The organism is Pedobacter sp. ASV1-7 (assembly GCF_040203335.1).
Taxonomy (GTDB): domain Bacteria; phylum Bacteroidota; class Bacteroidia; order Sphingobacteriales; family Sphingobacteriaceae; genus Pedobacter.
Map to the genome: position 1 here is coordinate 84,787 of NZ_JBEHBV010000008.1, position 23,995 is coordinate 108,781.

At 35.9% G+C, this 23,995-nt stretch carries 21 protein-coding genes; 20 read left to right on the forward strand and 1 reads right to left on the reverse strand.

Features of this window, described 5'->3' with window-relative positions; translation table 11 throughout:
- The first annotated feature begins 23 nt into the window (after window positions 1-23).
- The 19 genes from ABDJ41_RS17715 to ABDJ41_RS17805 all read left to right on the forward strand — a co-directional run bounded on the left by ABDJ41_RS17715 (window position 24) and on the right by ABDJ41_RS17805 (window position 22,384).
- Window positions 24-1,406 (forward strand): enolase C-terminal domain-like protein, encoded by a 1,383-nt coding sequence (locus ABDJ41_RS17715; RefSeq protein ID WP_349787418.1) that lies wholly within the window; start codon window positions 24-26, stop codon window positions 1,404-1,406.
- 37 nt (window positions 1,407-1,443) lie between these two features.
- Window positions 1,444-2,217, forward strand: coding sequence for an SGNH/GDSL hydrolase family protein (locus ABDJ41_RS17720; RefSeq protein WP_349787419.1), 774 nt, complete (start codon window positions 1,444-1,446; stop codon window positions 2,215-2,217).
- Window positions 2,218-2,220: 3 nt separating this feature from the next.
- A complete protein-coding gene (locus ABDJ41_RS17725) occupies window positions 2,221-3,363 on the forward strand; it encodes a plastocyanin/azurin family copper-binding protein (RefSeq protein ID WP_349787420.1) in 1,143 nt (380 codons plus the stop codon).
- Window positions 3,360-4,853: a DUF7133 domain-containing protein gene (locus tag ABDJ41_RS17730; protein ID WP_349787421.1), complete on the forward strand. Its 1,494-nt coding sequence runs from the start codon at window positions 3,360-3,362 to the stop codon at window positions 4,851-4,853. Before ABDJ41_RS17725 ends, ABDJ41_RS17730 begins: the two co-directional genes overlap by 4 nt.
- 107 nt (window positions 4,854-4,960) lie before the next feature.
- Entirely contained in the window at window positions 4,961-5,320 is a 360-nt protein-coding gene (locus tag ABDJ41_RS17735) for a c-type cytochrome (RefSeq protein WP_349787422.1), read from the forward strand.
- Between the two features lie 205 nt (window positions 5,321-5,525).
- A complete protein-coding gene (locus ABDJ41_RS17740; RefSeq protein WP_349787423.1) occupies window positions 5,526-6,740 on the forward strand; it encodes a Gfo/Idh/MocA family protein in 1,215 nt (404 codons plus the stop codon).
- A 44-nt stretch (window positions 6,741-6,784) separates the two neighbouring features.
- Window positions 6,785-7,360, forward strand: coding sequence for a DUF5017 domain-containing protein (locus ABDJ41_RS17745; RefSeq protein WP_349787424.1), 576 nt, complete (start codon window positions 6,785-6,787; stop codon window positions 7,358-7,360).
- 11 nt (window positions 7,361-7,371) lie between these two features.
- Complete coding sequence (locus ABDJ41_RS17750) at window positions 7,372-8,667, forward strand: acetylxylan esterase (RefSeq protein WP_349787425.1); 1,296 nt, start codon at window positions 7,372-7,374, stop codon at window positions 8,665-8,667.
- Window positions 8,668-8,724: 57 nt separating this feature from the next.
- On the forward strand, window positions 8,725-10,125 hold the full coding sequence (locus ABDJ41_RS17755) for a polysaccharide lyase 6 family protein (RefSeq protein WP_349787426.1): 1,401 nt from the start codon (window positions 8,725-8,727) through the stop codon (window positions 10,123-10,125).
- A gap of 7 nt (window positions 10,126-10,132) precedes the next feature.
- The gene (locus tag ABDJ41_RS17760; RefSeq protein WP_349787427.1) at window positions 10,133-11,665 is read left to right on the forward strand and encodes a glycoside hydrolase family 26 protein; all 1,533 of its coding nucleotides are present in this window, start codon (window positions 10,133-10,135) and stop codon (window positions 11,663-11,665) included.
- 103 nt (window positions 11,666-11,768) lie between these two features.
- Window positions 11,769-12,971 carry a hypothetical protein gene (locus tag ABDJ41_RS17765; RefSeq protein ID WP_349787428.1) on the forward strand — a complete coding sequence of 401 codons (1,203 nt, stop codon included), beginning with the start codon at window positions 11,769-11,771 and terminating at the stop codon, window positions 12,969-12,971.
- Between the two features lie 257 nt (window positions 12,972-13,228).
- The gene (locus tag ABDJ41_RS17770) at window positions 13,229-14,245 is read left to right on the forward strand and encodes a Gfo/Idh/MocA family protein (protein WP_349787429.1); all 1,017 of its coding nucleotides are present in this window, start codon (window positions 13,229-13,231) and stop codon (window positions 14,243-14,245) included.
- A gap of 60 nt (window positions 14,246-14,305) precedes the next feature.
- Window positions 14,306-15,661, forward strand: a complete 1,356-nt coding sequence (locus ABDJ41_RS17775) for a Gfo/Idh/MocA family protein (protein WP_349787430.1) — start codon at window positions 14,306-14,308, stop codon at window positions 15,659-15,661.
- 9 nt (window positions 15,662-15,670) lie between these two features.
- Window positions 15,671-17,005 (forward strand): sugar MFS transporter, encoded by a 1,335-nt coding sequence (locus tag ABDJ41_RS17780; RefSeq protein ID WP_349787431.1) that lies wholly within the window; start codon window positions 15,671-15,673, stop codon window positions 17,003-17,005.
- A 19-nt stretch (window positions 17,006-17,024) separates the two neighbouring features.
- Window positions 17,025-18,434, forward strand: a complete 1,410-nt coding sequence (locus ABDJ41_RS17785; protein ID WP_349787432.1) for a putative oxidoreductase C-terminal domain-containing protein — start codon at window positions 17,025-17,027, stop codon at window positions 18,432-18,434.
- 113 nt (window positions 18,435-18,547) lie between these two features.
- The gene (gene nagA, locus ABDJ41_RS17790) at window positions 18,548-19,777 is read left to right on the forward strand and encodes an N-acetylglucosamine-6-phosphate deacetylase (RefSeq protein WP_349787433.1); all 1,230 of its coding nucleotides are present in this window, start codon (window positions 18,548-18,550) and stop codon (window positions 19,775-19,777) included.
- 4 nt (window positions 19,778-19,781) lie between these two features.
- Complete coding sequence (locus ABDJ41_RS17795; protein ID WP_349787434.1) at window positions 19,782-20,540, forward strand: glucosamine-6-phosphate deaminase; 759 nt, start codon at window positions 19,782-19,784, stop codon at window positions 20,538-20,540.
- A 122-nt stretch (window positions 20,541-20,662) separates the two neighbouring features.
- Window positions 20,663-21,727, forward strand: a complete 1,065-nt coding sequence (locus ABDJ41_RS17800; protein ID WP_349787435.1) for a LacI family DNA-binding transcriptional regulator — start codon at window positions 20,663-20,665, stop codon at window positions 21,725-21,727.
- 3 nt (window positions 21,728-21,730) lie between these two features.
- Complete coding sequence (locus ABDJ41_RS17805) at window positions 21,731-22,384, forward strand: carbohydrate-binding family 9-like protein (RefSeq protein WP_349787436.1); 654 nt, start codon at window positions 21,731-21,733, stop codon at window positions 22,382-22,384.
- Window positions 22,385-22,387: 3 nt separating this feature from the next.
- On the opposite strand, the gene ABDJ41_RS17810 is transcribed toward ABDJ41_RS17805, so the two are convergent.
- Complete coding sequence (locus ABDJ41_RS17810; RefSeq protein WP_349787437.1) at window positions 22,388-23,083, reverse strand: YdcF family protein; 696 nt, start codon at window positions 23,081-23,083, stop codon at window positions 22,388-22,390.
- Window positions 23,084-23,220: 137 nt separating this feature from the next.
- Here ABDJ41_RS17810 and ku point away from each other — a divergent pair, with 137 nt between their 5' ends.
- The gene (gene ku / locus ABDJ41_RS17815; RefSeq protein ID WP_349787438.1) at window positions 23,221-23,985 is read left to right on the forward strand and encodes a non-homologous end joining protein Ku; all 765 of its coding nucleotides are present in this window, start codon (window positions 23,221-23,223) and stop codon (window positions 23,983-23,985) included.
- Window positions 23,986-23,995: the final 10 nt, after the last annotated feature.

Genomic DNA, 23,995 nt, shown 5'->3' on the forward strand with positions numbered 1-23,995 from the left:
TGTAAAGTTGGTTGCCCCAGAAAATGATGGACAGAAGACAATTTTTAAAAAATACAGGACTTATTACAGCATTTTCCGGAGGCGATTTTTCCGAAATTATTCATCCTATACCACAAACTATGAAGAATATTAAGGTAATTAAAACGGACTCAGATTTTGAACGTGAAAAACTTGTACGACCATTTGGCTTTAAAGGAGGGTATCTTTCAGAGCTATGGCAGGTAGCTTCAAAGTTGGAATCTTCATCAGGACATAGTAAAATAGGTGTTGCAACTCAAAGTGTGTTGTATGGAGATGCCGATTTGTTTAGTAGTTACTCTGAAGCTGGAGGAAATGCATTAATGTATCTGGTAGTCAATAAAGCCCTGGAATTAATTAAAGAAACTCCTTTTACGAATCCTGTATCTTTACTTGATACCATATTTCCGGAATTGCTTGTTCAGGCTGAACAAATAACAGGGAGACAGGATCTGAATGTTAATTTTATATACAACGCTCTGGTTAGTACAGATAATGCCGCCTGGTTATTATATGCCGCCGAAAATCAATTCAAAAACTTTGATGAAATGATACCTGAAAATTATAAAAAGGGGCTTTCTCATCGTAATGATAAAGTGGCTATTATGTATCAGATACCTTACGGTATGCCGATGCAGGAGATAAAAGATGCAGCAAAAGCCGGCTTCTTTGTTTTTAAGATAAAGACAGGATACCCAGGTAGTCAGGAAGTAATGTTGCAAAATGACATGGAAAGACTTACTGAAGTACACAAAGCGCTTAAAGGACTCAGGACAAATCAAACTAAAGATGGTAAGCTTATCTATACTATGGATGCAAATGCCAGGTATGAGCGTAAGGAAACCTTAATGCGGTATCTTGATCATGCCAAAAAGATTGGTGCATATGAGCACATTCTTTTTTATGAAGAACCATTTACAGAACATAATGAAGAGAATGTTTCGGATGTAGGCATCAGGATTGCAGCAGATGAAAGTGTGCATAATGAAATGGATGCAATACGCAGAATTGAACAAGGTTATGGAGCGATGGTATTAAAGGGAATAGCGAAGACACTTAGTCAATCAATGAAAATAGCCAATCTCGCTGCAGAACGAAAAATTCCTTGTTTGTGTGCAGACCTCACTGTAAATCCAATTTTGATTGATTGGAATAAAAATCTGACAGCACGTTTAATGCCTTTTCCTGGAATAGAGATGGGGTTCATGGAAACCAATGGAGATATGAATTACCGGAACTGGAAAAATATGCTGGGGTATCATCCTCAATCGGGGGCTTCATGGACAAAAGCAAGGAATGGTGTGTTTGAATTAAATGATGATTACTATAAGCGTAGTGGTGGCATTTTTGAACCTTCGGCACATTATACTGAAATGTTTAATCCATAAATTCATTATAGGCATTTTATACTGATAACAAAACAAAATGACTGAACAAAATAATACCTCAGACAGACGGAGTTTTCTAAAAAAAATATCTTTGGCAGGGGCTATGACACTTGGTATTCCTGAAATTGTATCCGCAGCTTTAATAACTGAAAAGAAAGCTGATAAAGTAAGCTTAAGAGCAAATGATATTATTCTTTTTCAAGGTGACTCTATTACGGATGCTAAAAGGAAAAGAACTGATCTGATTTTCAATAGTGCTCAGGGAATGGGCTCGGGATATGCCTTTCTGGCAGCATCAGAATTGCTGAGTAAACACTTTAATAAAGATCTCAAAATATATAATAGAGGTGTTGGTGGCGATAAGGTATATCAATTGGCTGACCGATGGGAAGAAGATTGTATGAAATTAAAACCTACTGTATTAAGTATTCACGTAGGTGTAAATGATCACTGGCACGTGAAATCAAAAGGATATACTGGAACTATAAAGACATATAGGGATGATTTTAAAAACTTGTTAGACAGAACAAAACAAAAGAATCCAGATGTACGACTTATCATAGGAGAGCCATTTGGTGTAGCTGGAATTAAAGGAAATTATGAAGTATGGGATCCTGCGTTCAAAGAATTTAGAGTAGCTGCTAAAGAAATAGCCGATCAGTATAGCGCATTCTTTATTCCTTATCAAAAGGTTTATGATATGGCACAAAAACAGGCGCCTGGTATATATTGGACCTGGGATGGTGTACATCCAACAATGGCCGGGGCGCAGCTGATGGCACAGGCATGGTTAACTTCAATTAAAGGATAGAATATGTGCTTGAATAAAAATTATATTTTGCTATTGGTCTTCGGGCTACTTAGTCTTAAAACAAAAGGACAGGCTGTTAATAATGCGGTGAAAACCATTCAAATGAAGGTAGAAACCGGTTTGCAATTTGATGTAGTGCGCTTTAATGTCAAACCTGGTCAGGCAGTCAAAATTGTATTTGAAAATACAGATGACATGGATCATAATATGCTCATTACTAAACCTGGTGCACGTGAAGAGGTGGTTATGGCAGCTTTGAACCTAGGTGAAAAAGGCCCTGAATTGAATTATATTCCTAAATCAGATAAAGTGTTATGGTCTGTACCGGTAATTTCTCCTCATCAGAAAAAAACAATCGAATTTATAGCACCAAATGAGCCTGGTGTTTATCCTTATGTATGTACTTATCCAGGCCATGGCTTTGTAATGTATGGTGCTATGTATGTAAATGCGACGGGTAAAATGCCGGTATTGGAAAAGGATATGAATATCCCTCCAAATAGAAGAGGTGCAGAGATGTCCGATGGAGAAAAACATGACGATATGCATGCTGGGCATAAAATGCCAGTGTCTCCTAAACCTTTGCATCCTTATAAACCGGTAGCACCCTATTTGTATCGGGTGTTTATTGCCGGCGCAAGTCCGGCGGCTATTGCTGTGAGTTTACCGGATGATTTGTCTTACTGTTGGGATGCTGGAACTTGTCGATTACGTTTTGCATGGAAAGGTGGATTTTTAGATAATTCAGAGTTATGGAAAGGTAAAGGTGATGTTTTAGCAAAAGTAGTTGGTAAGATATATTTTAGAGATAATGCTTTCCCTTTTCGTTTAGCTGAAAATGGCAAAGAACCTGTAATAGCTTATAAAGGGTATAAGTTGATTAATCGTTACCCTGAATTTCATTATACAATAGATGGAATGTCAGTATATGAAATGATTAAGCCTGCCCATAATAAAAATGGCTTAATAAGAACATTCAGAATACCTAAAGCAAATAAAACAGTCTGGTTTTTTACTGATGAAAAAGACGGTGTGAAATACGCATCATCCAAAGGTAAATGGACTAAAAACAAACTTAAGCTTACTGCGACTGAAGCCAAGGGCTTTACGATTACCTTAACTGCAAAAGAAGGAGCTGAATTATGAAATTAAAATTAATCACAGGATTATGTATTGCAGTTCTTTTTACCAGTGCTGTTAACAAACATGAAGATCCGGAAAAGAAAGTGTCATATCGGGTAGAGACCATAAAAATGCCTGAAGGTTTAACCAGTGAGAATGGTGCTGTTGAGTTTTTACCAGATGGACGTTTGGTAGCTTGCTTCACTCGTGGTGAGGTCATGACTTATAATACCAAAACAAAAAAATGGAAATTATTTGCAGAGGGCTTTCATGATCCACTAGGCATATTGGTAATCAGTAATAGTGAAATGTTGGTTATTCAACGTCCTGAATTAACCAGAATCAAAGATACAGATGGTGATGGGGTGGCAGATTTGTATGAAAATGTCACTGACGCCTTTGGCATATCTGGAAATTATCATGAATATAATTACGGGCCTGTTAAAGATAAAAATGGTAATCTTTTTATTGCACTAAACTCATCTTCACCAGGTGGAAGTATGCGATCTGAAGTTAGAGGGAAAATTGATACGATGGGTAGAGATGGTGCTAATGGATTGCGACAAATGTTTTCTGCAGTGCCTTATCGTGGATGGATTATGAAACTTACACCAGATGGGAAATTACATCCATATGCTTCAGGTTTTCGCTCACCAAACGGACTTGGTTTTGATAACAAAGGAAATTTGTTTGCTACCGATAATCAAGGTGATTGGGTTGGAACTAGTCCTCTTTTTCATATCAAAGAAGGAAATTTTTACGGGCATCCGGGAAGTTTAATCTGGACAAAAGGTTGGAATAAAGGAAATCCTTATCATCTGTCAAAGGATGTATTAAATGGAATGCGTACAAAAGCAGCAGTCCTTTTTCCACATGGTATAATAGCTAATTCTCCCACTCAACCATTGTGCGACAATACAAATGGCAAATTCGGACCTTTCGGTGGTCAGCTTTTGATTGGAGAGATGAATAAAGAACGTATTGTAAGAGTAATGTTGGAAACTGTTGATGGTGAAATCCAGGGAGCATGTATCCCATTTTTAGATGGTCATGGCCTTAGAAAAGGAAACAATAGAATTGCTTTTGCACCAGACGGAAGCCTTTATGTAGGTCAAAATTCTCATGGCTGGCTTGGAGATGAAGGAATTCAAAGAATTATTTTTACAGGTAGAACACCTGTTGATGTGTATACCATGAGTTTAACAAGTACTGGCTTTGATCTGACTTTTACTCAGCCTATTGATCGTAATACGGCCATGAATAAGAGTAATTACAAAATGAGACATTATTACTATGAGTATCATAAGAAATATGGCTCTGATCAGTTTGGCTTAGGGAGTGATTTGATAAAAAATATCACAGTATCTGCTGATGGGAAAAAAGTTTCATTGACAATTGATGCGTTAAAGGCAGGATATGTATATGAATTGGGCTTGGATAATATCAAAAGTCAAAAAGGAGAACCACTTGATAATAAGTTGGTTTGCTATACATTAAATAAATTAAGGAAATAAAAACAATGAAAATTTACAAGAAATTGAAAATATTTAGATATTTATTCAATTGATAAACAGAAATATTATATTTTAGCTGAAACACATAATCCTAAAATACACACAAAATGAACAGAACCTTAATATTTTCATGTTGCTTTGCTATCGGTTTATTAGGTAGCGGAGTGGCAAAAAGTCAAGCGACAGATCCAAAAAAGGATATAGAACTTGGTAAAGCATTGATAGCAAAGTCTGACTGTTTTGCTTGTCATAAACCTGATGGTAAACTAGTAGGACCATCATATGCTGATATCGCAAAAAAGTATAAGAACACAGAAGCTAATACTACAATGTTAGCTGGTAAAATAATCAAAGGAGGTAGTGGTACATGGGGGCAAATTCCAATGGCTGCACATCCAAAAATTACTCAGGTAGATGCGAAGAAAATGGTAGCATTTATTCTTTCTCATAACGCTGAAAAAAAATAGACTTATATTTATTATAATCGATTAGAATGCTTTATTTCATTTGATTTTATCAATTTGGGATAAAGCATTTTTTTTATAATATTTTGTTTTTATCTACAATAATATTTCATTTTTTCAATTATAATAAATATCTTCGGTAACGTACACGGTTGTGGTATCACTTTAGTATTGACAACTTTAGCATTTAACTTTTATTATCCTAAGAATGGCACATTTTAATATTTCCAGAAGAAAATTTTTATCTAACGGTTCTATAGCATTGTCTGGTCTGGCAATGGCAGGTTTACCTAATCTTGCTTTCGGGCAATATGATCAACAAGTAAGGATTGGTTTGGTAGGCTGTGGCCAGAGGGGAGCGGGAGTTGCCAGTATCATTAAAACCTTGCCCGGGATGGATCTTATTGCTTACTGTGACATTGTTGATGCGCATTTGCAGCCAATGAAACAGTATTCTAAATCCGCAAATCCAAAATACTATAAGCATTATCAGGAGATGTTAAGGAATAAGGAGGTTGATGCTGTATATATTGCTACTCCGCTTAATTTACATTATCAGATGGTGGTTGACGCTTTGGATGCCGGAAAACATGTTTACGTGGAAAAGACCATGACTTATGATATCAAGCAGGCTGTAAATCTGGTGCATAAAATGAAGGGTAAAAACCTTGTGTTACAAGTGGGACATCAATATCGCTATTACGCTATGTACCATAAGATAAAACAGATTATTGATGACAACTGGCTTGGTCAGGTTACACATATAGAAAGTCAGTACAATAGGAATGACAACTGGCGCAGACAAGTTACTGATCCTAAAATGGAACGTCAGATCAATTGGAGGATGTATCGTGAGTATTCTGGTGGTGTGATGGCTGAACTTGCGGCTCATCAAATAGATATAGCGAATTGGATGCTTGGCGGTCACCCATTGAAAGTTGTAGGATTGGGAGGAATAGACTATTGGAAAGATGGAAGAGAAACTAATGATAATGTGCGCGCCATCTATGAATATGCAAACGGAGTGAAATCCAGTGTTACCTCAATTTTAAGTAATCAAAATAATAGTTACGCTATAAGAATTCTTGGATCTAAAGCTACTCTTGATATTAGACGTGGCAGTGCTGTAATTTATCCCGAGCCAACAAAAAAAGTATTGGGTATTGTAGATGGTGTAACTGGAGCAACAATTGAATCTATAAAACCAGGACAGGGTAAGCCATTGTTGTTTGAAAGTCCAGATAATAAAAACCTAGATCCGACTGCTTATGCTTTTATGGCATTTGCTGATTGTATTAAGAATGGTAAAAAACCTGAATCAAACGTATTTACAGGACGGGATGCTGCTATAGCGGTTCATATGGGGAATGCTGCTGCAGATACGGGAGTGATGCAGTTGTGGAAGCCTGAATACTCGGTATAATAACCACCATAATAAAAATAAACCTAAACCAATAAACCAACCATATGAACAAATTCTTTAACCCAATGAAACATTGTTTTGCTTCAATTATGCAAGCATTAGTTGTTGTTTTATTTATGACATTTGCTGCATCCGCACAAAATGTGGTAAAGACAACAAAAAACAGCCTGTCATTCTCTACTCAGACTATGTTTGGAGCACAAAAAAATAATCTTACAATAGTTGTATCAACAGATTTCAATGGAGATTATACTATAGAAGGATTAAACAAAGCTACATGGACAGACATTACCAAAATGTTTGAACTGGCTGATAGCAAAGAATGGAAAAAATCAGGTGAAGCTGATATTTCAGCCTTGATTGCTTCCGGAAAACCTTTTTACGTAGGATTGAAATACATTGGTAATAAATCAAGTGTGGGACCCACTCAAAGAATGTGGGGGATTAATGACATGTATTTTAACGGGAAAGAATTGCCATCAGCAGAGTGGAAGATAGTAAATGATCCTAATAATTTTGAGGGGTCAGGATATTTTAGACCAAAAGCCGGAGGTATAGTTTTCAAATCAAATCTGTCAGTAATAAGATCTGAGAGTTGGGGTATTGTTAAAGTCATATAATCCGGTAAAATATGAGAAATCTTAATATTAAGTTACTGCCAATAGGTATACTATCGGTTATCGCATTGCAGTTGTGCATTGCTACAATAAGTCTTGGGCAGGTAAAAATTGTAGTGAATACTGATCGCCCGGACTGGGTGTATAAAGTAGGTGAGCCTGTAATCTTTACCGTTTCAGCAATGAATGGTAGTCAATTGCTAAAAGATGTTAAACTAAATTATTCTATTGGACTGGAAAGGATGGTGCCAACTAAAAGAGGTGCTTTGGTTCAAAATAAAGATCAGGAACAAATAGAGGGTGGAAGTCTGGATAAGCCAGGATTCCTGCGTTGTGTTGTAACCGCACAGATAGATGGCAAGAACTATAAGGGGATGGCCACTGCTGCTTTTGATCCTGGAAAGATTAAACCAACCACAAATATGCCAAAGGATTTTGTAGCCTTTTGGAACAAAGCAAAAGCCGATGCAGCAAAAATTCCTATGGATGCTAAAATGGAACTTATCCCTGAAAAAAGTACTGCTACTGTAAATGTTTATGAGGTAAGTTTTCAGAATTATAAATTGGGTTCAAGGATTTATGGAATGTTAAGTACCCCAAAAAAGGAAGGGAAATATCCTGCAATATTAAGGGTTCCTGGAGCTGGAGTGAGAAGGTATAGTGCAGATATTGCAACTGCAGATAAAGGGTTTATTGTACTTCAGATTGGTATACATGGCATTCCGGTAAATATGGCAGATAGTGTGTATACACGTATAGCAAATACTGAGTTAAAAGGATATCCATTTTTTAATAATAACGACCGCGATGAGTATTATTTTAAGCGTGTTTTTATGGGATGCGTAAGGGCTAATGATTTCTTGTTTGGTTTGCCTCAGTTTGATGGGAAAAATTTAGCAGTTGCTGGTGGAAGCCAAGGGGGAGCACTTACTATAAGCACTGCTGCTTTGGATACCAGAGTAAAATATATGGTTGCTTATTTCCCTGGATTATGCGACCAGACTGGTTACCTGTCTGGTAGAACAGGTGGTTGGCCACATTCTTTAAGAGATGTTAAAGTGAGTAAAGAGCAAATTGAAACCTCTAAATATTATGACATAGTTAATTTTTCCAGCTTGTTGAAAATACCTGGTTTTTACAGTTGGGGCTTTAATGATGAAACTTGTCCACCTACAAGTTGTTATGCTGCATACAATATGATAACCTCTCCTAAAGAATTATTGATTATAAAGGAAGCGGGACATGAATACAAACCAGAGCAAAGAGTAAAAATGAACGAATGGCTTGTTAAAAAGCTGTCTGGTAAATAATTGTATATTATACCTCCGATAAATGATATACAATCTGAACAGTCAAACAAGTGTATTATGGATAAAGAATGGTGCATCGCAGCCACTAAGCAGCTGGTTTTACTATTGTTTTTTTGTTTTTTTGCATCCCATGAAATTTTTGCTCAAAATGGTTCAAGAGGGATAAAAGCCAGAATTTATAAAATCAGTTCTGCTGCTGAATTATCAGCGATAATGCTAAATCCTGGTGATAAGGTAATCATGAAAAATGGAGACTGGAAGAATCAGAAGCTTATTTTTAAAGGAAAGGGCACAAAGGTTTTACCCATTGTTTTGATTGCCGAAAATGCAGGTAATGTAATACTTAATGGAAACTCATCGCTAATTATTGACGGAAGCTGGTTGGTAGTTGATGGGTTGAATTTTAGGGATGGATATACGCTGACCGAAAATGTGATTACATTTTCAGAACAATCCGAAAATTGCAGGCTAACAAATACTGCTGTAGTTGATTATAATAATCCAGAGAAGAAAGTTCGAAATAGCTGGATAGTTTTATATGGAACGAAAAACAGAGTTGATCATTGTTATTTAAAAGGGAAAACCCACGTTGGTACAACAATAGGAGTATATGTTTCGAATACGCCTAATTACCATCGGATTGATCATAATTATTTTGCAGACAGACCTCCATTAGGTAGAAATGGTGGTGAAATTCTAAGAATAGGAACTGACGTTTGGTCTATGCATGATTCATTCACTATTGTAGAAGAGAATATATTTACTCATTGTGATGGTGAGGTAGAGATCGTTTCCAATAAATCTACTAACAATACTATACGAAATAATCTGTTCTATGAAAGTAAAGGAGGATTGGTATTGCGACATGGTAATAAAGCCAACGTTTATGGTAATTATTTTATTGGAAATGGCAAAGAAGGAGCAAATGGAGTTCGGGTTATTGGTGAAGAACACAAAATTTACGACAATTATTTCCAGGATCTTACATCAGCGTTTCTAATCAGAAATGCCTGGGTTAACCCGCCACTTTTTGGTTATTGGCAGGTGAAAAATGCTGAAATTACTGGAAATACAATCATAAACTGTAAAGAAAATTTTGTGATTGGCGCAGGAAAGGATGAAGAAGCTATGCTCCCACCAGTCACTACTCTTATTAGAAATAACCTTATTTATACGAATCAGATCTTAATCTCATGGTTGGAAAAAGAAGCTGATATAACGTTTAAGGGAAATGTAGCGTATGGCATGCCTGATAAAGATTTACCAGTTGGGATTAAAATTTTAGATCCAAAGCTAAAGCGAATTAAATATGGAATATATAAGTCGGACAATGTTTTCGCTTCAACTGTCGGCTCAAAAAAAATGAATGAATTTCAAAAAGCTGTTTTTGAAATTAAAGGAATAGGCATTTCCTGGATGAAGATGCCTGAATTGTTTAAGAATAGTATGATTAAATAGCTGATAGATGATAAATTACAAATTTTTATTGCTCTATTTTCTGGTGCTTTTAGAGAGTTCAGTAATGGCACAAAAGATAACTTCAAATGCAAAACTCATTGGAAGCATAGTTTATGATGCGGAGGATAAAGGGAGTGTAACAGTTGGTAATTTAAGCATAGGTAAATTTTATCGCTTTTCAAGAGAGCCGGATACCACTTATAAAGACGAATATCCTAATAATTGGTCTGATGGTGCTAAACTTACAGATGAAGTTTTAAATACAGGCCCAGAATTGAATACTGCACAATATGTAGGATGGAAAGGAACTCGGGATTTGGAAATTACAGTAGACCTGGGGCGTATCCAAAGTCTGGAAAAACTAAATGTTAATGGGATGGCATCTGTCCAATTGAATGCACAGGAGCCAGTTGGTGCAGCCGTTTTTGTAAAGCAAGAAAAGAATGGTAAATGGGTACTTTTTGCTAAGCAGAGCTTTGCCAACAATAAGGCCAGTACTGGAAATAAACCTTTTTCTATTGAAGTTGGAGGTCCGGCAATGAAAGCAAGGTTTGTAAAGGTGGTTTTGAAACCATCATCTATTGGTGGTAAATCGGGATTGATACTCTTGGATGAACTCAGTTTATTGGGAAAAATAAAAAATACCTGGCGTTCTGTTCCAGCTGAAGGTTGTTTTCATGGAGCATTCCCTACTTCTGTAGGGTATAGCAAAGAAGAGCTTGCAGGGCGTAAAGGTATGGTTGTTGATCTGTTCGAAAAACAAGTTGGTAAACAACTTTCAATGGTATTGTGGTATCAAGGAATGGCAAAAGGAAGAGGCTTTTTGGAAATACAGAAACACAGAGAAAACCATCTGAAAAAAGACTATAACGGTGTAAGACATCTTTCTATAGGCTGGCTTCCTAAAGAATTGAAACCACTGGCGACTGGGGGATATGATGAATTTTTTACGAATTATTTTAAAGATTCAGTTGATCCGACAATATTAAAAGGAATGAACGAACCAATCTGGATAAGACCAATGAACGAATTTAATGGTGGTTGGGTGCCTTATGGATTAGATCCCATTACTTTCAAAAAAGCCTGGCGAAGAATGTATAATATTGCTGAACAGTTAGGTGCAGCTTCACATCATATTTTTGTGTGGTCGCCTAATTACCTGAGTTTTCCGGATAAAGACTGGAATAAAATGGAGAAATATTATCCAGGAGATCAGTATGTAGATTGGGTTGGGATAAGCTCTTACCCTCCGGGAAAAAAGGCAGCTAAAAGTGAAGATATGAGATATCCTATAGAAAATATTAAAGAGGCTTATGAGAAGTATGCGCATTATAAACCTTTTATGATTAGTGAAGGTGGATTCTCTGATGATATTGATCCGGTTAGGTGGGTTAGGGAATGGTTTGAATTTAAAACTAAAAGACCTAATGTCAAAGCTGTGATCTGGGAAAATCACAATGATCGTGTGATTTCACGTAGTCCAGAAGCTCTAGAACTTTACCGGAAAATGGTTCAGGATAAATATTGGTTAGCAAATTAACTATAATGCATTATTTATAGTTTTTATTATAAATAAGGGAAATGGTGCAGAATGATTATTGAAAGGTGAATTAATCAAATAATTAATCATAAAACCAATAAGCATGAAAAGATTATTATTATCAGTAACTGCAATCACTTTGATAGCATTTCAATCTTGTAGGAAGTCGGAAACACCTTCGGCTTTGCTCAATGAGCAATTAGATAGGAAATCAAATAGCGAAATTTTGGGTATACTTTCAACCACCACTATTAACGTTAATCCGTCAACCACTTTAAACACGGCATTTTGGACTGGAGTACAGACCGCATTAGCCAGTGGTCCTGTAGATGTGATTTTTGATGATGGGACTTATACTCTCGCTTCTACTATTGCTATTAATAACATAGGACATACCACTAATCTTTTAACACTTAAAACTGCAGTTACAGAAGGTGGAGCTATTTTTACAGGTTCAATTGCTACTTATTTATTTTTTACTTCATGTAAGAATATTAAAGTGGAGCGTTTAAAATTTACAGGAGCGTCATCAGGTTATGCAATGAGGATGTCAAACTGTATAGATTTCAGTCTTGAAAAATGCTTTTTTGTAGATTTACCTAGTGTAGCATATGGAGCCCTTGGGATTCATTACCCTTCAACGAACCGTGTTTTAGTTAAGAATTGTACATTTGAAAACATTGGTACTACTTCTTCTGCACATATGATTTATTGTGCTTATGGAGTGCAAAGGGTAAGTTTGGTAGGAAACTATTTCAAAAATTGTGCTGGATCATTTGTGCGTTTTAGGGGTGATCTTTCTGATAAAGGTGTAGTATATGACAATGACTTTATTTCTACAGGGACATATTTAACAGGTTTTAATCCACCATTTATAGAAATTCCGGTTTTTAACGATGTTAATCCCGGAGACGAAAAGATGGGGACTAATTTCATGATTACTAAAAATACATTTAGCTATGGTACAGTTGGATCACAGGCTACGCGTTATAATCTTGTTTTCCATAGTTCGGGTTATAATCCTACTGGGAGAACCTATTTGATCAGCACTGCTGATGCAGGATTGTTATCAAGTGGTACACTACTGCAGAAAAGAAGTGTAATGTCGGGGCAGCTTGGCCTTGATGGTGATGCTATTCGTTTTGGTGGAAATACCAATTCTAATGTACAATACAATGTGATTTACCGTTGCTGGAATGCTTATGGATCGACAGGTCCATGGACTGGACTGGCAAGTATCGGTACCGCAGTAAATTCAACAGGGCTTGCGACTACTGAAGCTGCAGCCATCGGGTATTATCCTTAAAATTAGTGTGGTCCCTCATAAGTGTCTGAATTATATAGTTATATAGGTGCTTATGAGGGATTTATTTACTTCGATGAAAAATTGTATCCAAATAAATTTGCTTGTTAAATAATTAGTGTGTATTTTCGGGTACGTACACGAATGATGGCAAGAATAAATGAGGTTGGAAAGAAAAAGGAGGATATGAACAAGGTATAAGTGTATTTTAAGATAGGTTATAAACAAAATTGTAAATTAAATTTATAGATAAAATAATTATGAGTAATTACGATCGAAGAAATTTTATAAAAATGGTAACCATAGCCGGTGCTGGCTTAGGGGTATCGGGTAGTTTAAATCCTTTGTATGCTATGTCTGGTTCACTCGCTGGAAAAAAAGTAGGAATTATTGGTCTGGATACTTCTCACGCAGTTGCATTCACTAAAACTCTTAATGCGGCAGATTCGCCAGCTATTTACGGAGGTTATAAAGTAGTAGCTGCTTATCCAAAAGGAAGTAATGACATTAAAAGTAGTGTGGATCGTATCCCTGGATATATTGAAGAAGTAAAAAAACTGGGAGTAGAAATTGTAGGCTCTATAGCGGACCTTTTAAAAAAGGTAGACGTAGTCTTTTTAGAAACAAATGATGGTCGTTTACATCTTGAACAAGCTTTGCCTGTATTAAAAGCCCGTAAACCTATGTTTATAGATAAGCCTATTGCTGCTTCATTAGCAGATGCTGCGGCAATATTTGCGGCTGCAAAAAAATACAATACTCCTGTTTTCTCTTCATCTTCATTAAGATATATAGATGGTATTGAAGAAGTGAAATCAGGTAAAATAGGTAAAGTACTTGGTGCAGAGACCTATAGTCCGGCAAAATATGAAGTGACACACCCGGATTTATTCTGGTATGGAATACATGGTGTAGAAATGCTGTTTGCAGTGATGGGAACAGGATGTAAAACTGTAACGCGTGTTTATACACCAGATGCTGATGTTGTGGTAGGTGTATGGAATGATGGAAGGATTGGTACTTTTAGAGGAACACGAAAAGGTAAAAGCGATTACGGAGGTAGAATCTTCGGTGAAAAATCGAATGCTACATTAGGTACATTTAAAGGATATAATCCATTGTTAGAACAGATTGTCAAGTTTTTTGAAACGGGAGTAGTGCCAGTGCAACCAGAAGAAACTCTAGAAATTGCTGCCTTTATGGAAGCTGCCGACGAAAGTAAAGCTAAAGGTGGTAGTCCGGTAAGTATGGAAAAACTTTTAAATAAAGCTAAATAACCAGTAGCTGTAAAATTATATAATAAGAAATAATCAATTTTAGATCTAAACACAAAACACATGAATGAACTAGATGATAAAAACAGAAGAGATTTTATAAAAACTGCAGTAACGGGTGTAGCGGCACTATCTGTTGGAGGTATTCTTCCAGGTTTCAGTGCAAAAAGCTATGCGAATATAATGGGGGCAAATGATAAAATCAGAGTCGCCATGATGGGAGTAAATGCACGTGGATTAGCTTTAGCTAATAACTTTGCAATACAGCCGAATTGCGAGATCACTTATGTTTGTGATACAGATAGCCGTGCGGCAGAAAAATGTATCAGTCAGGTAGAAAAGAAACAAAATAAACTTCCTAAAGCGCAACCTGATTTTAGAAAAGCTCTGGAATATAAAGATGTTGATGCTCTTGTGGTGGCAGCACCTGATCATTGGCATGCCCCTGCAGCAATATTAGCTTCAAAAGCTGGTAAACATGTTTATTTGGAAAAACCATGCAGCCATAATCCAAATGAAGGGGAAATCCTTTTAGGAGCAGTAAAGAAATATAAAAATGTTATTCAAATGGGTAACCAGCGTCGTTCATGGCCAAATATTGTTAAAGCGATCAGTGAATTACATGGTGGTATAATCGGAAGACCTTATTTTGCAAAGACATGGTACACTAATAATCGTCCATCTATTGGAATAGGAAAAGAAACTGCTGTGCCATCATGGTTAAATTATGATCTATGGCAAGGGCCAGCACCTCGTATGGCCTACAAAGATAATATCCTGCATTACAACTGGCATTGGTTCTGGAACTGGGGTACTGGTGAGGCGTTAAATAATGGTACGCACATGGTTGATATTGCAAGATGGGGACTTGGTGTTGACTATCCTACAAAAGTGACCTCTTCAGGTGGGCGTTACAGATATCAGGATGATTGGCAGACTCCGGATACTCAAGTTATATCTTTAGAGTTTGGTAAAAAAGGTGCCATTACATGGGAAGGTAGAAGTTGTAATGGTCGTAATGTAGAGGGAGCAAGTGTTGGTGTAATTTTCTATGGTGAAAGTGGTACACTACAGATCAATGGTACAAACGGCTATACCATTCACGATTTAAATAATAAATTAGTAAAAGAAGTTAAAAACGATGTTGTCGTTGATGCAAGAAGTCTTACCAATCCATCACAAGCCCTGGATGCACTTCACATTAATAACTTCTTTGATTCAATCAGAAAAGGAACGGCTTTAAATTCAGATATCTTAAGCGGACATCAAAGTACATTACTTGTCCAGTTGGGGAATATTGCGCAACGTACAGGTAGTACGCTTAATATTGATCCAAAGAATGGTCATATATTAAACAATAAAGAAGCGCTTAAATACTGGAGCAGAACTTATCAAAAAGGTTGGGAGCCCACTATCTAATTGTAATTCATGAAGAAAACAAATTTAGCTTCCGTAGACGTAAGTTCGTTAAGTAAGCGTGATACCGTAATTTCTATTCTGATTATTGGCTTGTTGTTTTTTATTTTCGGCTTTGTAAGCTGGGTAAATGCAATTCTGATTCCATATTTTAAAATTGCGTGTGAACTCAATAATTTTGAATCCTATCTGGTTGCCTTTGCATTTTACATCTCGTATTTTGTAATGTCTGTTCCCTCCTCATACTTGTTAAAGTCTGTAGGGTTTAAAAAAGGAATGATGATTGGTTTTTGGACGATGGCTGTTGGTGCGGCAATTTTTGTTCCTGCAGCATTTTCGCGTACCTATGAAATCTTCCTTTTAGGATTGTTTACACTTGGTTCTGGACTAGCTATTCTGCAAACCGCGGCTAATCCTTACATTACTGTATTAGGGCCAAAGGAACGTGCAGCTCAACGAATCAGTATCATGGGTATATGTAATAAAGGTGCAGGAATTCTTGCACCCCTATTATTTGCTGCTGTAATATTAAGAGCTACAGATGGTGATCTTTTTAAACAGCTTCCTTTGATGGATGAAGTCGCAAAAAATGCAGCACTTGATGAATTGATCAGAAGGGTAATATTACCTTATTCTGTTGTGGCAGCAGTATTGGTAGGATTGGGCTTATTTGTACGTTTCTCTCCTCTTCCAGAAATTAATACCGAGGAAGAAAGCGAAGATGTGGCATTAGCTAACTCTGGCAAAACCAGTATTTTTCAATTCCCACATTTAATTTTGGGCGCCTTTGGTATTTTTTTACATGTTGGTACACAGGTTATCGCAATCGATACGATTATTGGTTATGCAGGGTCAATGAATATTCATTTGCTTGAAGCTAAGGCTTTTCCATCTTATACCTTGTTTGTAACCATATGTGGTTACTTACTTGGGATTGCTACAATCCCAAGATTTATCAGTCAGGCAACTGCATTAAAAATATGTACATTTCTAGGCGCGATCTTTACCCTACTCATCATCTACGCCAAAGGCAATATCACACTTTTTGGACATACTGCTGATGTTTCTATCTGGTTTGTAGTTTTACTGGGTTTTGCTAATTCAATGGTATGGGCTGGAATTTGGCCTTTGGCTCTAGATGGTTTGGGGCGTTTTACCAAAGTTGGCGCTTCTTTAATGATCATGGGTTTATGTGGAAATGCAATAATGCCTCTTTTTTATGGCTATTATGCCGACTTATTTGATTTGAGAGTTGCATATTGGGTTTTATTTCCTTGCTATCTATACCTCATATTTTATGCAGTTTATGGTCATAAAATCAGAAGTTGGTCTTTTAAAACAGCTTAAACAATTTAAAAACTATTTTATGCTTTCAAGTAAAAATTATAGTTATAAGTACGCGCAAAAACGTGTTTCGCTAGTACTGGGAATGCTTGCAATGTTGGCTTTTGGATGTCAGAATAAGGAGCCAAAAACTGATGAACTTCAGATCAATTTGCTAACCCTTGATCCTGGACATTTTCATGCTGCACTTGTGCAAAAGTCAATGTATAAGGAAATTAGTCCGATAGTGCATGTTTATGCACCAGAAGGACCTGAGGTCGAAGCTTATTTAAAACTAATTGAGAAGTACAATACAAGAGCTGAAGCGCCTACAACCTGGCAGGAAAAAACTTATAAAGGAGAAGACTATCTTCAAAAAATGCTGGATGAGAAAAAAGGTAATCTGGTAATTCTTGCAGGTAACAATCAAAAGAAAACAGAGTATATCCAAAAATCTGTAGGTGCTGGTATTAATGTACTGGCTGATAAACCGATGGTAATCGATGTAAATGGCTTTGGACAGTTAGAAAAAGCATTTGAAACAGCTGAAAAAAATAAGGTGGTTCTGTATGATATCATGACTGAGCGTTATGAAATCACAAATATGCTTCAAAAGGAATTGTCTTTACAATCAGAAATATTTGGTTCACTTGAAAAAGGGACAACAGAAAACCCTGCAATTACAAAGGAAAGTGTCCATCACTTCTTTAAATTGGTTTCAGGAGCTCCATTAATTCGTCCACAATGGTACTATGATGTAAATCAGGAGGGTAATGGTTTAGTTGATGTAACTACACATTTAGTTGATATGATTCAATGGGAGTGTTTCTCTGATCAAAACATTGACTATAAAACTGATGTCAATATGATCTCTGCAAAACGTTCGGCAACTGCGATCAGCCCTTCACAGTTTAAATTAAGTACAGGCGCTGCAGAATATCCTGCTTTCCTTAAAAAGGATGTAAAGGATAGCATACTGAATGTATACTCCAATGGTGAAATGAATTATACAATTAAAGGAGTACACGCAAAAGTATCTGTGATTTGGAATTTCCAGGCACCGGCTGGAGCAGGAGATATCCATTATTCGGTAATGAGAGGAACAAAAGCAAATCTGGTTATCAAGCAAGGAGCAGAGCAACAATACAAACCAACTTTATACATTGTTCCTTTAAAAAATAATGAAGCAGGATATGAGGCTAGTCTGAAAAAAGCTTTTGAAAAAGTAAGTAAAATCTATCCTGGTTTAGCACTAAAATCTAATAAAGAGGGCTGGGAAGTTGTTATACCTGAAACATATAAAGTAGGGCATGAAGCACATTTTGCAGAAGTAACTAAAAAGTATTTGGGTTATTTAAAGGAGAAAAAACTTCCGGAATGGGAAAAAAATGCTTTGTTGAGTAAATACTACACCACAACAAAAGCACTTGAAATGGCCATGAAGAGTAAATAAGGTATTAATAATTAAGAACAAGACACAATTTAACAATTTACTCGGGTACGTACACAAAAACCATCATTATTGGTATATTTGTACGCAATTTCTGCCTTGAAATCACATCAATTATGCGTGACGAAAAAATAAAAATATATAACGGTACCATTATAACACCCTATCGTCTGATAAAAAATGGAACAGTTATCATAACAAACGGTATTATTACCGGTGTTAGTGAAGGGAATGCCGATGTGGCAGATGCAATTGAAATAGATGCAAAAGGTAAATACATAGCTCCTGGATTTATAGATATGCACATACATGGTGGCGGAGGTTATGATTTTATGGATGGAGATGTAAATTCCTTTCTTAAAATTGCTGAGACACATGTTAAGTATGGAACAACAGCGATGTGTCCTACTACCTTAACCAGCGAGTTGAGCAATTTATTGCAAACTTTAGATCACTATGAGGAAGCTAATAAACTAAATACTTCAGGCTCTCAGTTTCTGGGCATGCATTTGGAGGGACCTTATTTTTCCAAAAATCAATGTGGAGCCCAAGATCCAAGGTATATGCGCAATCCAGATCCTGAGGAATATAAGAAGGTACTTTATCATTCTCATTCTATCAGAAGATGGAGTGCTGCACCTGAATTAAAAGGAGCTCTTGAATTTGGAAGATATCTGAAATCATTGGGAGTAATCGCTGCAATAGCGCATACTGATGCAATTTATGAAGAGGTATTGGAAGCATTTGAAAGTGGATATACCTTAGCAACTCACTTTTACTCGGCAATGTCTGGAGTAAGTAGAAGAAATGCATTTAGGTATGCTGGTGCAGTAGAGGCAGGATATTTAATTGATGAAATGGATGTGGAAATCATAGCCGATGGAATTCATCTGCCACCACCTTTATTGAAATTGGTTTATAAAATTAAAGGTGCATCCAGAACAGCTTTGATTACTGATGCTATGCGAGCAACAGGTATGCCTCCAGGCAAAAGTATATTAGGAAATATCAATGATGGCCTGGAAGTGATTGTGGAAGATGGAGTGGCTAAACTGATGGATAGATCTGCTTTTGCCGGAAGTGTGGCAACTGCTGATAGACTGGTAAGAACTATGGTTAAGGATGCTGATGTACCATTACTGGAAGTTATACAGATGATTACTTCTACTCCAGCAAGGATATTGGGAGTGGGAAATCGGAAAGGTTCAATCCTGGAAGGAAAAGATGCTGATATCGTTATTTTCGATGCAGATATCAATATCGATATGACCATAATTAAGGGGGAGGTGATTTACAATGCAAATAACGAAATGCATAAAAATTCGTTGAGAATAATAGAAGGATAGAATAATGATTAAAGAAATAAAAAAGGATAACCTTAATATAAAAGTATTAGAAGATAGAAAATTATTAGGTGCATTAGCTGCGGAACGTGTTTATAAGCAAATTACTGAGTTGCTGAAAGATGAACCCTATCTGAATATGATTTTTGCAGCTGCACCCTCTCAAAATGAGTTTTTATCTACATTATTGGAAAAGAATATTGACTGGAGTAGGATCAATGCTTTTCATATGGATGAGTATATCGGATTGGAAGCTGATGCACCGCAGGGTTTTGGTAATTTTTTAAGATCAAGACTATTTAATAAAGTTAAATTCCGTACCGTTAACTATATTGATGGAACAGCAGTTAATCCGGTCCAGGAATGTGAGCGCTATGAAAGTTTATTGAAGCAATTCCCTCCACATATTGTTTGTATGGGGATTGGTGAAAATACACATATTGCCTTTAATGATCCTCATGTTGCAGATTTTGAAGATAAACTAATGGTTAAAGTTGTTGATCTGGATTTAGCATGCAGACAACAACAAGTTAATGATGGTTGTTTCAGTACGATTGATAAAGTTCCTGAATATGCAATTACTTTAACAATACCAACACTCTTTGCTGGTAAATATCTTTTTTGTATGGTTCCCGGACAAAATAAAGCCAAAGCTGTACACAATACCGTTACGCAAGAAATAGATGAAAAATTCCCTTCCACAATATTGCGTAGACATCAAAATGCCAATATGTTTACTGATGCAGAAAGTAGTATTTTTCTCTAGGTATCGATGAATTAATTTTAACGCTCTTTTAAAAAAACGTAATTTTGTTATTTTATAATTTCATTCATTTTATTTGATAAAATAAATGCAAATTTATATTAATAAGATTACCTGAAAAAATAATGAAGAAAACCGAAGAGAAGACATTAGTTGGCGTAAGGGAAATAGCTAGAAAGGCAAATGTGTCTATAGCAACTGTCGATAGGGTTTTGCACAATAGAACTGGGGTTTCTGCAAAAACAAAAGAGAAGATTGACGCCATTATAGAGGAGTTAAATTATAAACCTAATATCCTTGCAAGGAGATTAGCTTCAAAGCAAATCTTAAGGTTTGCTGTTTTAATTCCATCTGTTTCAGCAGAAACTGATTATTGGTCTGCACCTTTGAGTGGTGTTGAACAAGCAGAATCAGAGATTTCAGCATATGGTATCGAGATAAAAACCTTTCTTTTTGATCAGAACGATAAGAAATCATTCACAAAACAAGCTGAGAAAGTACTTGAAGCAAATTTTAACGGTGTACTTCTGGCACCAATGTTTATTGAAGAATCAAGCCGTTTTGTTGAAGAATGCTCAAAAATGAATATTCAATGTGTATTTATCAATTCGGACATTCCTGATAAAAACAGCTTGTGCTATATCGGTCCAAATTTGTACCATAGTGGTTATCTTACGGCACATATTTCTGGTTATCTTTTAAAAGAAAATGATCGGGTATTGATTGTAAATATTTCAAAAGAAATAGATAATCATCACCACTTACTTAGAAAGGAAGAGGGATTTAGGAAATATTTTGTTGACAACAATAAAACAAATGAAATTTTAAAAGTTGATATTAGAGATACAGCTTATGAATCTGTAAAAAACAGTCTATCAAAAGCATTGAAAAATAATGATATAAACTTGATTTTTGTAACCAATTCACGTGTATCTTCTGTCGCTCGTTATTTGGAACAGGAAGGTATAGAAAATATCAAATTGATAGGGTTCGACTTTTTAAACGATAATATAGAGTATCTTAAAAAACAGACAATAGATTTTCTTATTTGTCAAAAACCAATTGAGCAAGGCTATAGAGGTATAATGGCACTTTATACACATTTCGTTCATTCAGGAGCGATAGAAAAGCTGTATTATATGCCGATAGATATTATTACAAAAGAAAATTATCAGTTTTATAGAAACTAAAGTATGACGAAAGTGATTGATGTTCCCTATGTTGGGGACAATGAAAAGGATTTACATGCTCTTGATTTACTATTAAATAAACAGCCTTTACAACTTATTGATAATAGTCCATGGCCCGAATACAAAACCACTGCAAAAGCAGGCTTTTCTATAGCCCATAATGGTACTTCTATTCTGATCAGATATGAGGTTGAAGAAAAGGAATTAAAATCAGTTACAAGGGATTATAATCAAAATGTTCACAAAGATAATTGTGTAGAGTTTTTTATATCCTTTGGTACAAATGGAGTTTCTTATTATAATATTGAGCTTAATTGCTTGGGTTCGTTAAAAATTGGCTATGGAGTGGGAAGAGGGAAAAGATTACCGTTAGCTGCAGAATTTTTGGACCAGGTAAGAATAAATACTTCAATTAACTATATACGGGATAATGGTAATAATGTTGTTAAATGGCAGCTTTTGCTGAATATCCCTGCAACAGTATTTTCTGAAGATAATATCACATCTTTTAGTGGAATAAATTGTAAAGCTAACTTCTATAAATGTGGTGATGATCTTCCTGACCCTCATTTTCTATGTTGGAATCGAATTGAAGTTGAAAGTCCGGATTTTCATCGTCCAGAATATTTTGGACAATTGAATTTCCTTTCTAAATAACAGTTAAGCTACTGATAAAGATTTCTGTTCAGTAAGCGCTTTAACGTGATCAAGTGCTTCCCGGATCTCATCTATAGGGAAGTCACCTCGTTCACCATAAGTCAGTAGTCTCAAATATTCACCCCATACTAATCCACGACCATATTCTGTTTTAGACCACATTTGTCTGCTGATTGGATATTTCAAAAAATCAGTAGGTAAAGGGAGAGGAATACAATGCAGCTCAATTTCAGGAAAGTATTTCTTTAATGACAATGCTGCTCTTGTAGAAGCATAAGAATGAGATAAGAAGGTCATGCTTCTAATATTTTTGAAAGAAATGATCTTCTTAGCCTCAATTATATTTTCAATGATGTTTTTTGACTGGCTCTCTGTATAAATCCTTTTGTCTTTATATTTTTCCAACGGGATAAAAGATTTGATCTGTTCAGATTCTGCCTGGTTTTTATAGAAAGAGCCATTGTAATTGGCAATCCCACCTGTTATTAAAACCTGGTCAACAAGTTCATTATCCAGCATGTATTTGATGATGTCTGCAATTTCCATGTGTTGAACATTAGAGCCAAAAACAAAAAGCAGGTCAGACCCGGTTATGCTTTCTTCTTGAAAACATAAATCCGTTAAGGCTGAAATTAGTGCATTGTCCATATCAGGACATTCAGGAACTTTCGAAATTTCCCTTTGTAATTCTTCTGACATATAGTTAGATAGTTTTTACATAGACGTATCTTTTATAAGAATCGCTACAGGCAATGAGAAATATTTTCTCAACCTTTTATCAAACTACTTGTTTAATTATAAAACAGTTTTTGAGTTTTTATTTAAGCATTTAAGAAATGAGATCAATATGGAAAGGTGCGATAGGTTTTGGATTAGTAAATATTCCTGTCAAATTGTTTTCTGGTGTACAAAGTAGTTCGTTAGACCTGGATATGTTGGACGAACGCGACCATTCTAATATCAGATTTAAAAGAGTTAACGAAAAAACGCAAAAAGAGGTTCCCTATGATCATATTGTTAAAGGCTATCTTTTAAACGAACAATACATTGTACTAGATGAGCATGATTTTGAAGAAGTAAGGCCCGAGAAAACAAAAATGATAGAGATTGAGAGCTTTGTAAATATCGCTGAAATTAATCCGATTTATTACGAAACGACCTACTATACACAGCCTGAACCACAGGGTAAAAAGGCATACAGCTTATTATTAAAAGCACTTGTTAAATCAAAAATGGCAGGTGTAGCACGATTTGTTTTACGAAATACTGAGAACTTGTGTGTGATACATCCCTTAAATGGAATTATTGTTATTACTAAGATTCGTTTTCAGGAAGAAATTCGAGATACCAAAGAGATGGAAATGAAGGGGGGTGTAACCATCAATCCAAAAGAACTAGAGGTGGGTTTGGCTTTAATCAAACAATATACCACCACTTTTAACATCGATGTTTTTAAAAATGACTATTCCGCTGAGCTTTTAAAAATCATTAAAGCAAAAGCAAAAGGACGCAGGGCAACAGTCAAAAAGATTAAGCCTAAGAAAGCAGTAAGTGAGGATCTGTATGAGCAACTAATGGAAAGTTTAAATAAAAAAGCCTGATCTGATTTTA